Source organism: uncultured Victivallis sp. (assembly GCA_944389935.1).
Taxonomy (GTDB): Bacteria; Verrucomicrobiota; Lentisphaeria; order Victivallales; family Victivallaceae; genus Victivallis.
On sequence record CALXOE010000034.1, the window covers coordinates 1 to 14,392 of the forward strand.

Below are 14,392 nucleotides of genomic sequence, written 5' to 3' on the forward strand. Positions count from 1 at the left end.
GTTGTTTGATGGTTGGTTGGTACGGGGAGAGACGCGCTCTTACGAGCCGCTTTCTCTCCCCCGAACCCCTCTCTTGTAATGCCGGGCGCGGAACTCTGTTGCGGGGCGGGAACGGGGAGGGGCGTTTGGGCGTGAGCCGCTTTCTCTCCCCCGAACCCCTCTCTTGACTGTCCGGCGCATGCAAGCGGAGAATGGGGGATTGGGCGAATTTTCACTCTTTGTAGTTCGATCAGCGTGAAGTGTCTCGATTGCATGACAGTCCCTCCTTGATTTCGGTGGTTGCAGTGATTGTTATGAATGAGTTTCGACTTCGGTCGATCATGGTGAATCCTTGATTGTTCAGCGGAAAACAGCTTTGTTGGCGAAGAGAGCGGCGAATTCTCCTGCCGTGTCCGCGGCGGCGGCAGGCGGGCGCAGTTTCAGGAATGTCCGGGTCATGGCGGCAAGTTCGGCGGTTCCGTCGTCGACGCCGACTTCTCCGGCCAGGACTCGGTTGATGCCCGTGATGACGAGCTTGTAAAGCGTGCTGTCGGAAAGATGATAGTTCGTGGTCATTTTCGGAACCTCGGAGAGGAACAGGCAGTCGCCGGGATCGTGCGGATCGAGCGAACGCTGCATGGCCGAGATCCGCACCGGAATGCCGTAGCGCGATTCCGCGATGAAATTCTGGAAACTTTTCCCGAGCAGCAGACGCACGAGCCCGGCCGCAGTGTGCATATCCGCGCACTCCTTGCGGACGCAGAAGATCTCGGTCGCCTGCATGGTCGTGTCGATTCCGCCCGGAAATGCGGGCAGGGGAGCCAGCCGCCAGTTTCTGCAGTTGCAGCTGTTGAGCAGCAGCAGAAATTGCCTCGGCTGTTCGATGAACGGGAGCTCGCCATCGATGAAGCGCTCCCAGTAGTTCGGATGGCGCGGAACGAATGGAATCCCGTTCTCATGCAGGATCTGGTAAATGGCGGAGAGCCCGCGGCGGGTTTCGGGCGTATCGATGCGGACGGGATCTCCCGCCGCCGGATCGATCAGCGTTCCGCCCGCGCGGCGCAGATAGTTCATCCAGAGGAACGGTTCGGCTTTCCAGTAATACCGTTTTTCCGGAGGCAGGATCGGGCGGAACGCCGCCAGCGATTTCCGGAAGTCGTTCCAGGTCCATCCCGCCCCCGGCTCGGCGACGCCCGCCTTTCCCAGAAGTTCGGTGTTGTAGAACATGACGCGCGGCGAGAAGAGCAGCGGCAGCCCGACCAGCCTGCCGTTCAGCCGGCACGCATCGAACGGCGCACCCGTGAAATCCGCATCGTCCGGAAACACCGCCCGGAAAATCTCCGAGAGATCGGCGTATTCCGCGTGATGCGACTGCAGATAACCCGTCGCCCGGAGCTCGAACATCCCGTGCCGGAACTCCCGGACCACGCGCAGATGCGGAAACTCCCGCCCGAGCCGGTCGATCAGCTCCTCCCGGTAAGGCAGCTTGTACAGCGGATCGAAGAAGAATACGTTGCGCTGCAGAATCCGCCCCCGCCAGTCGGGGTGGACGTAAACTCCGTGACGCGGCACCTTGTAGAGCACTCCCTCGTTCGAGAGCGACTCCACGGCGCTCTGCACGATCAGCAGTGAGATTCCGGTCGCCGCCGCGATGTCGCGGGTGACGGGGAGCTTCTCCCCGGCGGGCACTTCCCCGGATTCGATCCGGTCGAGAATCCAGTTCCGAACGATCGTCAGTTTGTCCTGCTTCATGTTCTTTTATCCTCAGTGGTGTATTAGTCACTGATTTGTTCACAGATAATTTTACCCGAAAAAGCGGGAAAAGTCAAGAGCGGGTCGGAAAAAAAACGAAAAAAAACGGCGACGGACGCCGCCGGAGACTCTCCGGGTCGGCAATGAAGCCAATTTCCGGGGCGCGCGGGAGCTGAAGTTCGATTTGCAAAAACGACACTCCGAACGTATATTATCAGAATTGCAATCAGGGGGAATTTCCGGTGCTCAAGGTTGAAAATCTGACGAAATGCTACGATGCCGAAACGGCGCTCGACCATGTGTCGCTCACGCTCGAAGCGGGGCGCATCCTCGGCCTCATCGGCGAAAACGGCGCCGGAAAATCGACTTTCACGAAATGCCTCACCGGGGTGGTGCGCCCGACCTCGGGAACGATTTCGATCGATCCGGGCGTCTCGATCGGCTGGATTCCGCAGGAGTTCAATCTCGTTCCGGATCTGACCGTCACGGAGAACATCTTTCTCGGGCGCGAGAAGAGCCGGTTCGGGCTGCTCGACCGCGCGGCGATGCGCCGGGAGGCCGAGCGCAGATTCCGGAAACTGAACGTCGAGATCGACCCCGATGCGCTGGTCAGCGAACTGCCCCCCTCCGGAAAACAGATGGTGGAATTCGCCAAAGCGCTCGACGAGAGCCACCGGCTGCTGCTCATGGACGAACCGACCACGATTCTGAATGCGGAGGAGACGCGGCGGCTCTTCGCGATCATGCGCGAATTCAAAGCCGCGGGCGGATCGATCATCTACATCTCGCACAAACTCGCCGAAGTCCGCGAGATCTGCGACGAAATCGCGGTGCTGCGCGACGGGGTGCTCGTGAGCGTCTCGCCCGCCTCGGAACTCGATCCGGCGGAGATGGCGCGCCGCATGGTCGGCCGCGAACTCTCGCGCATGTTTCCGGAACCCCTCACGAATCCTCCGGGCGAACCGGCACTCGAGGTCGAACATCTCAAAAGCGGCCGGGCCGTGCGCGATGTGAGTTTCACGCTGCGCCGCGGCGAGATCCTCGGCGTGGCGGGGCTGGCCGGCGCGGGGCGCACGGAGATGGCCGAGGCGATCATGGCGCTGCGCCGGGTCGACGGCGGCACGATCCGCGTGGACGGCAGACCCGTGAAATTCCGCCGTCCGTCGGAGGCGGTCGCGGCGGGGCTCTCGTATCTGCCGGAGGATCGGCAGGGGAGCGGGATTCTGCCGGGATTCTCGATCGGGGAGAACATCACGCTCGTGTCGCTCGCGCGTTACTGCCGGTTCGGGCTGCTGCGTCCGGCTCTGATCCGGGAGGCGGCGGAGCGTTACGGACGCGAGTTCCGGATCAAACCGAACCGGCCGGAGGCGCTTCTGAGCGAACTTTCCGGCGGCAACCAGCAGAAAGTCGCGATGGCGCGCGGGCTGGACACGCGGCCGCGGATTTTTATTTTCGACGAGCCGACGCGCGGCGTGGACATCGCGGCGCGACGCGATATTTATGAATTCATCCGGAAGTGCGCCGACGGGGGCGTGGCGTGTCTGCTGATCTCTTCGGACATGGAGGAGATTCTCGGCATGTGCCGCACGGTCATGGTCATGCGCGAGGGGCGGGTCGCGGGCTTCCGGTCCGGGGAGAAACTGACCCAGGAGGAACTGATGTATCTGGCAATCGGAGTGGATCGATGAAAGTCAAGATGAATTGGAAAAGCGTCCGGGATTCCGGCGGCGTGTGGATCGCGCTGGTCGTGTTTCTCGTGGCGGCGGCGATTTCAAACGAGAATTTCCGTTCGCCGCAGAATCTGGTGAACATCACGCGGCAGGTGTCGTACAGCGGGATCATCGCGCTCGGAATGACGTTCGTGATTGCGGCGGGGGGGATCGATCTGGCGGTCGGTTCGCTGTTCGCGCTGGCGGGGGTGGTTTCGCTTTTCGCGATGAACGCGGCGGGCGGTCCGGAGAGCGTGCAGCTCGTCGCGGGGCTCGGTGCCGCGCTCGGGGTCGGCGTCATCGGCGGGGCGTTGAACGGGGTGCTGGTCGGGGCGGCGCGGGTGCAGCCGTTCATCGTGACGCTGGGAACGATGTCGATCTTCCGGTCGCTCGCGCTCTACTTCTCGAACGCGGGGCTGGTCCGCACCGACAATACGCTCTACCAGAAGTGCGGGATGGCGGAGTTCGGCGGGATTCCGCTGCCGACGATTCTGCTCTTCGTGCTGACCGCCTGCCTCACGGTGGTGTTGAAGCTCACGCGGTTCGGGCGGCACGTCTGCGCGGTCGGGTCGAACGAGCGGGTCGCATACTACTCGGCGATCCGGACCGGACTGGTCAAATTCTGGACCTATGTGCTGGTCGGCGGGCTGGCGGGGCTGAGTGCGTTTCTGCTCGGCGGGCGGCTCAATTCGGTCAGCAGTTCGGGGGCGGGGCTCTCGTATGAGCTCGACGCGATCGCGGCGGTCATCATCGGCGGAACGGCGATGACCGGCGGAAAGGCGACGATTCCGGGGACGCTCGCGGGCGTGCTGCTGCTCGGGATCGTCTCGAACGTGCTCGACATGTGGGGAATTTCGGTCAATTTGCAGGGGACGGTCAAGGGACTGGTCATCATCATAGCCGTACTGATCCAATACAGAAGGAAGGATTGATTGTATGAAGAAGTGGTTCACTTTGTTCGGCGCGGCGCTGCTGGCGTTCGCGGTCGTGTCGTGCGGTGAGGCGAAAGCGAAAAAGACGAAGATCGGCGTGTCGATTCCGGCGGCCGACCACGGCTGGACCGGCGGCGTGATCTACAGCGCCGAGAGCGCGAAGAAGAAGCTCGAGGCCGCGAATCCCGATTTCGAGATCATCATCTCGACCGCCCGTGACGCCTCCGAGCAGGTCAACAAGATCGAGAATCTGCTCGTGCAGGGGGTGAAAGCGGTCGTGGTGCTGCCGCAGGAGCCGGGGCCGCTGACGAACGTCTGCGACATGGCGAAACAGCAGGGGGTCTTTCTGGTCACGGTCGACCGCGGACTTGAGAAGCCGGTTCAGGACGTTTATGTGGCCGGCGACAACGCCGGATTCGGCCGGACGGCGGCGCAGGCGCTCGTGCAGGCGCTCGGGGGCAGGGGAGACATCCTCGTGATGGAGGGGATTCCGTGTGTGGTGAACACCGACCGCGTCGAGGCGTTCAAGGCCGAGATCGCGAAGCACCCGGGCATCCGGCTGCTCGAGTCGCAGTCCGCCTACTGGGACACCGAAAAGGGGCTGAAACTCATGGAGAACTTCCTGCAGAAATATCCGAAGATCGACGCGGTCTGGGTCGGAGACGATGACGTTCTCATCGGCGCATTGAAAGCGCTCGAGGAGTCGAAGCGGCAGGATGTGAAGCTCATGCTCGGCGGCGGAGGGGCGAAAGCGATCGTCAAGCGCGTGCTCGACCGCGATCCGGTGGTCCGCATGACGGTCACCTATCCGCCGAAGATGATCGAGATCGGCATCGAGTCGGCGATCGCGGGGCTGAAGAACGGCGGGAAAGCGAAAGAGGCGAAGATTGTGATTCCCTCGGAGGTGGTTACGCCGGAGAACGCCTCGGAATACTATTTCCCCGATTCGATCTACTGAGGGGCGATGGTTCCGGCACTGGTCGCATATGCGCTGGGGCGCCGCTGTTTCGAGCGTTTTCCGGGGAGGGAGGATCTTCCGCCGGTGGTGCTTGTGCACGGGCTGCTGCACCGGGGCATTGTCATGAGGAGTCTCGCGAAGTTTCTGAACGGGCGCGGGTATCCGGTTTACGTCTACGACTACAAGACCACCCGCGGCGGGATCGTCGCGCACGGGCGGATGTTCGCGGAGTTTCTGCGGGAGCTGCCGGAAAAGCGGGTCGACCTGGTGACGCACAGCATGGGCGGGCTGCTGACCCGTGTGGCGCTCTCCGGATTCGAGGGGACGCCGATGGCGGCGAAGATCGGGCGCGTGGTCATGGTTGCGCCGCCGAACCACGGGTCGCAGATGGCGGAGGATGTGGCGCGGAATTTCCCGCCGTCGAAACTGCTGGTGCGGCCGCTCGACGAGCTGTCGAACCGGGAGGGGGCGGTCTGCCGGGAACTGCCGGTCCCGCGCGGATACGAGATCGGGATCATCGCGGGGGACGCCGACGGGAAAGTTTCGCTGGAGTCGACGCGCCTCGAGGGGATGCGTGACCATGTGATCGTGCATGCGCGGCACGTGAATATTCTGTTTCAGCCGGAAGCGCGCGGAGAGATTCTGGCATTTCTCGAGACCGGCCGGTTTCGCCACTGAAACTGTTCGGAAAAATGTTCTGGAAAGGATTGTGTTATGCCGATTTTCAATTACAAATGCCGCAGTTGCGGAACGGAATGCGAGCTGTTGGTGGCGCACTTCGACTCTGAGGCGGAGTGTCCGAAGTGCGGTTCGTCCGACATGGAAAAACTTCCGAGCCGGTTCGGAGCGGTGCTGAGCGGCGGGGCGACTTCGTGCGCGAGCCGGGATCTCTGCCCGTCCGGTCACAAGTGCTGCGGGAACTGCGGCTGCGGCGGTCACTGATGAACAAACAGCAGCTGCTTACGGCGCTTGAGTCGATCGGGATGCGCCCCGGGCGCGGGCTCGGGCAGAATTTTCTGCTGGACGGGAATCTGCTCGACTTCATCGTGCGGCTGAGCGCCCCGAAGAGGGGGGAGAAGATTCTCGAAGTCGGTCCCGGGTTCGGCGCGCTGACGTCGCGGTTGTTGAAGAGCGGGGCGGAGGTGTATGCGGTCGAATTCGATCACCGGATTGCGGAGTATCTCCGGGCGCATGTTGAGAAGGAGAATTTTCATCTGACCGAGGCGGATGCGTGCCGGGTCGATTACGTTGAGCTGCTGAAAGGGGAGCCGTTCCGTGCGATTGCGAATCTGCCCTATTCGATCAGCACGATTTTCATTGCGCGGATGCTCGATCTGCCGCGGCCGCCGGAGTCGATGTTCTTCATGCTGCAGCGCGAGATGGGGGAGCGGCTGAGCGCGGTGCCGGGGACGAAGAATTACGGAGCGTTGTCGGTGCGGACGCAGCTCAGATACGAGGTGAAACTTGAGAAAATCGTGCCTCCGGAGGTGTTTTTTCCGCCGCCGGAGGTTGATTCGGCGATTGTTTCGTTCCGGCTGCGGCGCGGTGGGGCGGGGGATGATCCGGAGCTCTGCCGTCTGCTGCCCGGGGTGGTCAAGACGGTGTTCGCGCAGCGGAGAAAGCAGATGGGCAAGGTGCTCGGGCAGAACTACGGGAAAGAGAAAGCGGCGGCGGCGCTGGCGGCGGTGAATCTGCCGCCGGAGGTTCGCCCGGACAAACTCACGGTGGAACAGTTTGCGGCTCTGACCCGCCGCCTCTTCGATCTGCCCGGCGCGGACTCGTGACCGGGGCGCGTTCTCCGCGGGAATCGGCGTTTCTTTTGTAAAACGGGTTGCATCCGGGCGCGGTTCATGGTATATTAAAGGATTTACCAGAGGAACATTGAAACTATGGATCAACCCCGGAATACGGTTGTCGCAATCATCGGACTCGGACTGCTCGGCGCTTCGCTCGGCATGGCTCTGCGCGGCGGAGCGTTCCGCCGGACCGGCTGGACGCGGCGGGAAAGCATCCGCCGGTGGGCCGTCGACTGCGACGTTCTCGACGAATGTGAAGACTCTCTCGAAGAGGTTCTCGGCAAGGCGGATCTGACGATTCTCGCGCTGCCGCTCCCCGAGATCGAACGGTATCTCAAAGAGTATGCGCACTGCTTCCGCCCCGGCTCCGTCGTGAGCGATATCGGCAGCTGCAAGTCCGGCATCATGAAAGCAGCCGAGGCTCTCAAGCCGTTCGGCGTCCATTTCGTCGGCGGCCACCCGATGGCGGGAACCGAAAAGTCCGGCCCCGAGTCGGCGTTCCCGACCCTCTACCGCAATGCCGACGTCTTTGTCTGCCCCGGCGAGGAGTCGCCGGAGGAGGCGGTTGAACTGGTCGAACAACTCTGGCGGTCGGTCGGCACAAAGACCTCCCGCATCTCCGCGGCGCGGCACGACGATCTCGTGGCGCATACGAGCCACGTGCTGCACATTCTCGCTTCGGCGCTGGCGCTCTCGATTCTCGACGCGCCGGATGAGACGCTGCGGCTCGAACGGTTCCGCGGCTGTGCGACCGGATTCCGCGACACCTCGCGCATCGCGTCGAGCTCTCCGCTCATGTGGCGCGAGATCATCGAGAACAACCGCGAGGCCGTGCTCGTCGCCATGCGGGATTTCGACCGCCGTTACGAAGCCTACCGCCGGATGATCGAAACCGGCGATTTCGACTCCTTTGAACGGGAATTCGCCCACGGCAAACTGCTGCGCGACAGCTGGCTGGAATACAAGAGCAGGAAACGGGAATGAACAAGGAATTAGCTATCAACATCGAGAACGCGAGTGTCCGCCTCGGCGGCCGCGAAATCATCCATGACATGCACTGGCAGGTCGAAAAGGGCGGCCGCTGCTTCATCCTCGGAGCGAACGGCGCCGGAAAAACCACGCTCGTGAAAACCCTCATGGGCTACGCCTGGCCGAAGTTCGGCGCGAAGGTCGAAGTCCTCGGCCACCGGTTCGGGCAGACCAACCTCGTCGAACTGCGCAAGCGGATCGCCTGGGTGAGCCCGTTCATGAACCAGTTCACGAACACCGAGAGCACGGGACTGGAGATGGTGCTCTCCGGATTCGACGGCACGCTCGGGCTCACGCGCAAGGCGACCCCCGAGGAGATCGACACGGCCAGGGCGTTGATGGAGCGTTTCCGCTGCGCGCATTTGACCGATCAGGAGATCTTCACGATGTCGAGCGGCGAGCAGGTCAAGATCATGATCGCGCGCGCGCTGCTCACGAAACCGGAACTGGTCATCCTCGATGAGCCGAGCGTCTATCTCGACATGGCCGGGCGCGAATTTCTGCTCGAGGAGATCCGCCAGATCGCGGAGAAACTCCCCGAGGTCACGATCATCTTCATCACGCAGCGGATCGAGGACATTCTGCCGGTCTTCAGCCGCGGGATGATCCTCGCGAAAGGGCGGATCGTCGAGAGCGGTGAGCGCGACGAGATTCTGCGCGAAGAGGTTCTGAGCGCCGCTTACGGGCTGCCGATCAAGCTCTGGAAGAACAAGGCGGGCCGCTACTGGGCGATGCTCGAGTAGCGCGGCAAACTCCCCGTCAGAAGAGCAGGTATTCGAGCATGCCGAGATATTCGTAGACGGCGCGCTCGCAGTCGCTCAGATTTTCCGCCGAGGGGACGAATTTGAGGATTCCGGCCCCGTTCCCGCCGATCTGCGTGGCGGGAGCGGGCAGGGCGTCGAGACCGTACCGCTTCGAGAGCATCATGAGCCGCGGCATGTGATACGCCTCCGAGACGAGGATCTTTCTGCCCGGTTCTTTCCGGAACGCCAGAACTTCCTGCCGGGAGTTCAGGGCGGTTTCGAGGAACGAGAGCTGTTCGGGCGGAATGCCGTAGTGGCGGAAAAACGCCTCCAGCGCTTCGCGTTTCCGCTCCGGAGCGTCGTGTCTGCCGGTGATGGATGCGACGATCCGGAACGGGATCTCCCGTTCCTTGAGCGTCCGGCCGATGCGGGCCGCCTCGTGCAGCCGCAGCTGCATCTCGTCGTCGAACCAGCGTTCGGGCGGAACTCCCGGTTCGGCATGGAATCCGTGTCCGGCCACGACGATGGAGTAATGTTCTTCCGGCAGCTCCTCCGGCCTCAGCACCGGATGGACTCCGGTCAGCGTGAGCAGCATGAGCCGGCCGCAGAGCGATCCGATGAGCAGCAGCGCGATTCCGGCGAGCAGCAGCGCTTTCCCCGCGGTCCGGCAGCGTTTTCCTCCTTTCGGCCAGAGCAGGAGCGCGAGAGCCGCGGCGAGCACCAGCAGCAGGAACGGCACGGGGAAGAGCAGCCGGGCGATCAGCTTTTTCGCCATCAGCAGAAACATCATGCACTCTCCCGGCGCGTCCGGCGGAGAATCCGGTCGGCGAGCGCCGCGTTCTGCGGGACGAGTCCGAATTCGAGCCCGAATGCGATCGCCTCGTCGGTGTTGCCCCAGACGTCGACGGGGCGGTGTGCGTCGGCGCCGACGACGGTCTGCACCCGGTGTTCCGCCATGATCTCCCAGAACTTTTTCCACGGATATTGCGGACGGCGTCCCTCCGGGGTGTCGATCCACGGTTTGCGCAGTCCGTAGGCGTTGATTTCAAAGGGTACGCCGAATGCGTTCGACGCCGCGGCCAGCTCCACGGCGAGCGCGCGCAGTTCGGGCGTCCAGCGGGGAAACCCCGCGAGGAACATGTCCGGATGTGCGACGTAGTCGAAGAGTCCGGTTTCCATCGCGCGGATCATGAGATCGGTATAGGCGCGCGCCCGCTCGGGCGAAGTCGGAGAGCCGCCGCCGATCCCCGGCGGATCCGTGAAGTGCGGTCCGAGAATCCGGTAGTCGAAGCCGTTTTCCCCGGAGTAGGTTTCGTCGTAGAATCCGCGCCCGAGCGAGGGGACGAAATCCACTTCCGCTCCGGTGAGGATGCGCAGCTCCGGGAAGAGTCGCCGCATGCGCGACAACTCCTCCCTGTAATCGGGCAGCTCCGAAAAATCCATGCGGGAACTCCCGAATCTGCCGTCCGGAAACGGCGCATGGTCCGAAAATCCGAGCACGGCGACTCCCTGTCTGACCGCCTCGCGGCAATATTCCTCGACACTGCCCTGCGCATGTCCGCAGCGGGCGGTATGGGTATGAAAGTTGATCCTCTCTCCGAATTTCATGGTGTTCTCTCTTCTGGAACGTTAAATCCGCAGCAGCTCCCGCCGGATGACGCCGTCGGTCACGGTGATCCGGTTGAAAGCGTACCATTCGTTTTCCTCCTGCGCGAGCCGGTAGATCGAACCGCAGTAAGCCGTCATCGGCCGGTCGGCGAGCAGTTCGTGCCGGTGCATGTGCCCGAGCGCCCAGTAGTCGACCGGCGAGGTTTTGAGTTCGTCGAGCGTGACGGGGGCGGCGTATTGCTGCGTCCCGACGTTCGCATGGACGAGCCCGATGCGGAACCCCGGTTCGCGGGCGAGTTCCCGCGCCGTGAGCGCCGCGAGATTTGCCACGACTCTGCGGCTGTCGTGGCTGGCTCCCGCCACGGAGACCGCCGCCGGGTTCCCGTCGACGGAGAACCGTTCGACTCCGGGTTCCGCTCCGAAAAGCCGGACGTTGCCGGGAAGCAGCGGCGCAATCTCCCACTCCGGGAGCGGATCGTGATTTCCGGCGACGATGAGGACGCGCACGCCGGCCGTTTCGAGCTTTCTCATCGCCTCGAGAAACCGCCTCCGGCTCTCCGTGCAGTGAAAATTCCGGTCGAACACGTCTCCCGCGAACAGCAGAAGATCCGCTCCGGACGCAATCGTCATATCGATCAGGCGGTCGAAAGCGGCGAAGAGTCCGGCCCGCAGACGCGCCGCCTCCGCCGGGACAACCCCGTCGAGGCGGTCGAACGGAAATCCGAGATGAAGATCTCCCGAGTGGATGAAACGGAATTTCAGTTGACGCCTCCCGCCGTCGGATCCTCCGGCATTGCAATTCCGCAGCGGCGCGCGAACTCCCCGCCCGCGCGGAACGTCTCCTCGCCGAACTGACCGAGCCCATGCGCGTCCGAGCCGGTGTGAAAGCGGCAGCCGCATTCGCGCGCGATGGTCATGACCCGCTCGTACTCCCGCAGCGCCCCCGGAGGCATTTTCCGGAAGATCGAGAGATTCAGTTCGATCGATTTTCTCTTCTCCGCGGCCGCCCGGAAACACTCCTCGAAGAGGCGGTCCGGGATTCCGGCGAGCAGCTCTTCCCCGCGGTCGAAGAAGCCGATCGGCACGAACGGGTGGGCGATGCCGAACGCGAAGTCGATTTCACACACCTCGAGAAAGCGGTCGAGAAAGAGTCTGCGCAGTTCGTCGGAGCCCTCCATCCCCGCGGGGCGCACGAACCCCTCCATGTGGAAGTGGTTGGCCGGAACCAGGACGAAGTCGAACAGCGCCGCGTGTTCCGGCGTGAGTCCGACCACGCCGTTGCCGATGTACTCCGTCTCGCAGCCGAAGAGCAGCCGGACGCCGGGAATCGTGACGTCCGCGAGCTCCCGCCGCAGCGAGAGCACGTGCGGAATGTCCTGCGGGCGATACCAGTCGCTCGCGCCCGGAACGTCGCTGTCCCAGAGATGGTCGGCGAAACCGGCGACCGTGAACGGGCGGCGGCGGATTTCCGCGAGGTAGCCGCCCGGGGCCGCGTCCTCCCGTGCGCAGCGGGACAACGTCGTATGAATGTGGAGATCGTGCATGATTCCGCGTCCGGTTGAAGAAACAACTGTCCGGGTAAAATAGCACATTTCCCGGTTTTTGTAAAGGCGCTCCGGGAAAAAATGATTTTTTTTTGTTTTCGCCGGAAATCCGGGTTGTATTTTCAAAACGATGATGCTAGTGTTAAAACAGCCCGGAGAATCCGGGCGGAGAAGTTCTTCCACAACTGTTTTTTCCGGAATTCAATCCAAACATAAGGGGGGAGTCTATGACCAAAGCCACCGAGTGCAGAAACTTCGTTGTCGCCGGACATTCCGGCTGCGGGAAAACCACGCTCTGCGAACTGATGCTCTTCAAGTGCGGGGCGATTCCGCGACCGGGCAGCGTCGAATCGAAGAACACCGTCTCCGATTTCATGGCCGATGAACAGGAAAAGGGCTCGAGCATCTACTCCTCCGTGATGAACTGCAAGTGGAAGGGCGACGAGTTCTTCTTCGTCGATACTCCGGGATACGCCGAATTCATCGGGGAATACGTCGCGGCCGTGCGCGAGGCCGACGCCGCGCTCGTGGTCGTCGACGCCGTGGACGGTCCCCAGATCGGAACGGCCCGGGCCTGGAAACTCTCGAAACAGCGCGGCATTCCGCGTTTCGGCATTGTGAACCGTCTCGACCGCGAGCGGGCCGACTTCAAGGCGACGCTCGAGCAGATGCGGCGCAACCACGGGAAGAACGTCATCATCCCGCTCTACTGGCCGGTGGGTTCCGAGGCGAATTTCAGCCGGGTCGTGAACGTGCTGTTCGACAAGGAGATTCCGGCGGAGATCGCCGACGACGTGGCCGAGTGCCGCGGTCTCTGGCTCGATGCGATCGCCGAGACCGACGACGACCTCATGATGCGCTATCTCGACGGCGAGGAGCTGACCGACGAGGAGATCCACACCGGACTGTTGAAGACGATCAAGAGCGGCCGCACGATTCCCGTGTTCGCCGGCAGTTCGGTCAAGGACATCGGGATTTCCGAACTCATGGATGCGATCGTCGCGCTCTTCCCGTCGCCGCTCAATTACGTGACGGTCGACGGCGCCAAGCGCAAGATCGGCGAGGAGTGTCCGCCGATCGGCATCGTGTTCAAGAGCCTGAACGATCCGTTCAGCGGCCAGTTGACATTCATCCGGACGGTTTCCGGCGTGTTCAAGGCCGACACGGACGTCTACAATCTGTCGCGTCCCGGGGTGAAAGAGCGGTTCGGGTCGCTGCTGTTCATGAACGGCAAGAATCAGACTCCGGTGAAAGAGGCCGGTCCGGGAGCGATTTTCGCGGTCGCGAAGCTCAAGGACACCCACATCGGCGATACGATTTCGGCGGTACCGACCGAGACGCCGCTGCCGGGCATCGACTATCCGGCCGCGGTCATGTCCTACGCCGTTTCGGCCGCGAAGTCCGGTGACGACGAGAAAATCTCGGCCGGTCTCGCGAAGATCCGCGAATGCGATCCGACCGTCCGGCTGCGCCGCGACGAGGTCACGCACGAGTTTCTGCTCTCCGGCATGGGCGACCAGCATCTCGCGATCGTCGCGAAGCGGCTGAAGGACCAGTTCAAGGTCGAAGCGATTCTCGACACGCCGAAAGTTCCGTACCGCGAGACGATTACGGCTCCCGGCGAGGGCCACTACCGCCACAAGAAGCAGACCGGCGGCGCGGGTCAGTTCGCGGAGGTGTTTCTGCGCATCGCCCCGAACGAGGCGGGGTATGAGTTTGTGAACGAGGTCGTCGGCGGGACGATCCCGAAGAACTTCATCCCCGCGGTCGAAAAGGGCGTCGCCGAGACCATGGAGAGCGGACCGCTGGTCGGCTGCACGGTCGAGAAAGTCCGCGTCGCCGTTTACGACGGCAAGTATCACCCGGTCGATTCAAACGAAATGGCGTTCAAGATCGCCGGGCGCATGGCGTTCAAGGAGGCGATGGCGCAGGCGAAACCCGTTCTGCTCGAACCGGTCATGCACGTCGATGTGCACATTCCGGATGCGTACATGGGCGACATCACCGGCGACTTGAACCACAAGCGCGGCCGCATCCTCGGCATGAGCGTCGAAGAGGGCATGGAGGTCGTCTCCGCCGAAGTCCCCTACGCCGAAATGCGCAAATATGCGACCGAACTGCGCAGCATGACGCAGGGACGCGGTTCGTTTGAAATGAGTTTCGTCCGCTACGAGCAGGTCCCCGCCAACGTCGCGAACGAGATCATCGCCAGACATCAGGCCGAGGTCGAGGCCGAATAGAAGAAAGGCTCTCTGCCGGAAAAGCGGGGGGCGGATTCCGTCTCCCGCTTTTCTCATGCCGGAGATGTAAAATCCCGGGGGAATTTTACATCGGACGAACGG

At 62.8% G+C, this 14,392-nt stretch carries 14 protein-coding genes and 1 pseudogene; 9 read left to right on the plus strand and 6 right to left on the minus strand.

Annotated features, from left to right (window positions below; translation table 11 throughout):
* Both Q0J85_RS10535 and Q0J85_RS10540 read right to left on the minus strand, forming a co-directional pair.
* A pseudogene (locus Q0J85_RS10535) lies at positions 1–254 on the minus strand (hypothetical protein); the annotation flags it as partial.
* 85 nt (positions 255–339) lie between these two features.
* Entirely contained in the window at positions 340–1,731 is a 1,392-nt protein-coding gene (locus Q0J85_RS10540; protein ID WP_294481243.1) for an extracellular solute-binding protein, read from the minus strand.
* Between the two features lie 242 nt (positions 1,732–1,973).
* Between Q0J85_RS10540 and Q0J85_RS10545 the strand changes: the two genes are divergently transcribed.
* The 8 genes from Q0J85_RS10545 to Q0J85_RS10580 all read left to right on the plus strand — a co-directional run bounded on the left by Q0J85_RS10545 (position 1,974) and on the right by Q0J85_RS10580 (position 8,898).
* Positions 1,974–3,419: a sugar ABC transporter ATP-binding protein gene (locus Q0J85_RS10545; RefSeq protein ID WP_294481245.1), complete on the plus strand. Its 1,446-nt coding sequence runs from the start codon at positions 1,974–1,976 to the stop codon at positions 3,417–3,419.
* Positions 3,416–4,372, plus strand: coding sequence for an ABC transporter permease (locus Q0J85_RS10550; RefSeq protein ID WP_294481247.1), 957 nt, complete (start codon positions 3,416–3,418; stop codon positions 4,370–4,372). The genes Q0J85_RS10545 and Q0J85_RS10550 overlap by 4 nt, the downstream gene beginning before the upstream one ends.
* Before the next feature lie 4 nt (positions 4,373–4,376).
* Positions 4,377–5,330, plus strand: coding sequence for a substrate-binding domain-containing protein (locus Q0J85_RS10555; protein WP_294481249.1), 954 nt, complete (start codon positions 4,377–4,379; stop codon positions 5,328–5,330).
* 6 nt (positions 5,331–5,336) lie between these two features.
* Positions 5,337–6,008 (plus strand): alpha/beta fold hydrolase, encoded by a 672-nt coding sequence (locus tag Q0J85_RS10560; protein ID WP_294481252.1) that lies wholly within the window; start codon positions 5,337–5,339, stop codon positions 6,006–6,008.
* Between the two features lie 36 nt (positions 6,009–6,044).
* Positions 6,045–6,272 carry a zinc ribbon domain-containing protein gene (locus Q0J85_RS10565; protein WP_294481254.1) on the plus strand — a complete coding sequence of 76 codons (228 nt, stop codon included), beginning with the start codon at positions 6,045–6,047 and terminating at the stop codon, positions 6,270–6,272.
* Complete coding sequence (gene rsmA / locus Q0J85_RS10570; protein WP_294481258.1) at positions 6,272–7,114, plus strand: 16S rRNA (adenine(1518)-N(6)/adenine(1519)-N(6))-dimethyltransferase RsmA; 843 nt, start codon at positions 6,272–6,274, stop codon at positions 7,112–7,114. The genes Q0J85_RS10565 and rsmA overlap by 1 nt, the downstream gene beginning before the upstream one ends.
* Positions 7,115–7,219: 105 nt before the next feature.
* The gene (locus tag Q0J85_RS10575) at positions 7,220–8,110 is read left to right on the plus strand and encodes a prephenate dehydrogenase (RefSeq protein WP_294481262.1); all 891 of its coding nucleotides are present in this window, start codon (positions 7,220–7,222) and stop codon (positions 8,108–8,110) included.
* The gene (locus Q0J85_RS10580) at positions 8,107–8,898 is read left to right on the plus strand and encodes an ABC transporter ATP-binding protein (protein ID WP_294481265.1); all 792 of its coding nucleotides are present in this window, start codon (positions 8,107–8,109) and stop codon (positions 8,896–8,898) included. Before Q0J85_RS10575 ends, Q0J85_RS10580 begins: the two co-directional genes overlap by 4 nt.
* Before the next feature lie 16 nt (positions 8,899–8,914).
* On the opposite strand, the gene Q0J85_RS10585 is transcribed toward Q0J85_RS10580, so the two are convergent.
* The 4 genes from Q0J85_RS10585 to Q0J85_RS10600 are packed head-to-tail and all read right to left on the minus strand — an operon-like array spanning position 8,915 to position 12,050.
* Entirely contained in the window at positions 8,915–9,688 is a 774-nt protein-coding gene (locus tag Q0J85_RS10585) for an ElyC/SanA/YdcF family protein (RefSeq protein WP_294481267.1), read from the minus strand.
* Positions 9,685–10,506 (minus strand): histidinol-phosphatase, encoded by an 822-nt coding sequence (locus Q0J85_RS10590; protein WP_294481271.1) that lies wholly within the window; start codon positions 10,504–10,506, stop codon positions 9,685–9,687. The genes Q0J85_RS10585 and Q0J85_RS10590 overlap by 4 nt, the downstream gene beginning before the upstream one ends.
* 21 nt (positions 10,507–10,527) lie before the next feature.
* Positions 10,528–11,313 carry a DNA repair exonuclease gene (locus Q0J85_RS10595; protein WP_294481297.1) on the minus strand — a complete coding sequence of 262 codons (786 nt, stop codon included), beginning with the start codon at positions 11,311–11,313 and terminating at the stop codon, positions 10,528–10,530.
* Positions 11,265–12,050, minus strand: coding sequence for a hypothetical protein (locus Q0J85_RS10600; protein ID WP_294481272.1), 786 nt, complete (start codon positions 12,048–12,050; stop codon positions 11,265–11,267). Before Q0J85_RS10600 ends, Q0J85_RS10595 begins: the two co-directional genes overlap by 49 nt.
* A 227-nt stretch (positions 12,051–12,277) precedes the next feature.
* Here Q0J85_RS10600 and fusA point away from each other — a divergent pair, with 227 nt between their 5' ends.
* Entirely contained in the window at positions 12,278–14,290 is a 2,013-nt protein-coding gene (gene fusA / locus Q0J85_RS10605; protein ID WP_294481273.1) for an elongation factor G, read from the plus strand.
* Positions 14,291–14,392: the final 102 nt, after the last annotated feature.

Excerpts from the sequence above, each read along its gene's own strand:
- Q0J85_RS10590 (WP_294481271.1), bottom strand. The coding sequence starts at position 10,506 with ATGAAATTCGGAGAGAGGATCAACTTTCATACCCATACCGCCCGCTGC.
- Q0J85_RS10555 (WP_294481249.1), top strand. The coding sequence starts at position 4,377 with ATGAAGAAGTGGTTCACTTTGTTCGGCGCGGCGCTGCTGGCGTTCGCG.
- Q0J85_RS10540 (WP_294481243.1), bottom strand. The coding sequence starts at position 1,731 with ATGAAGCAGGACAAACTGACGATCGTTCGGAACTGGATTCTCGACCGG.
- Q0J85_RS10585 (WP_294481267.1), bottom strand. The coding sequence starts at position 9,688 with ATGATGTTTCTGCTGATGGCGAAAAAGCTGATCGCCCGGCTGCTCTTC.
- fusA (WP_294481273.1), top strand. The coding sequence starts at position 12,278 with ATGACCAAAGCCACCGAGTGCAGAAACTTCGTTGTCGCCGGACATTCC.
- Q0J85_RS10575 (WP_294481262.1), top strand. The coding sequence starts at position 7,220 with ATGGATCAACCCCGGAATACGGTTGTCGCAATCATCGGACTCGGACTG.
- Q0J85_RS10600 (WP_294481272.1), bottom strand. The coding sequence starts at position 12,050 with ATGCACGATCTCCACATTCATACGACGTTGTCCCGCTGCGCACGGGAG.
- Q0J85_RS10580 (WP_294481265.1), top strand. The coding sequence starts at position 8,107 with ATGAACAAGGAATTAGCTATCAACATCGAGAACGCGAGTGTCCGCCTC.
- rsmA (WP_294481258.1), top strand. The coding sequence starts at position 6,272 with ATGAACAAACAGCAGCTGCTTACGGCGCTTGAGTCGATCGGGATGCGC.
- Q0J85_RS10550 (WP_294481247.1), top strand. The coding sequence starts at position 3,416 with ATGAAAGTCAAGATGAATTGGAAAAGCGTCCGGGATTCCGGCGGCGTG.
- Q0J85_RS10565 (WP_294481254.1), top strand. The coding sequence starts at position 6,045 with ATGCCGATTTTCAATTACAAATGCCGCAGTTGCGGAACGGAATGCGAG.
- Q0J85_RS10560 (WP_294481252.1), top strand. The coding sequence starts at position 5,337 with ATGGTTCCGGCACTGGTCGCATATGCGCTGGGGCGCCGCTGTTTCGAG.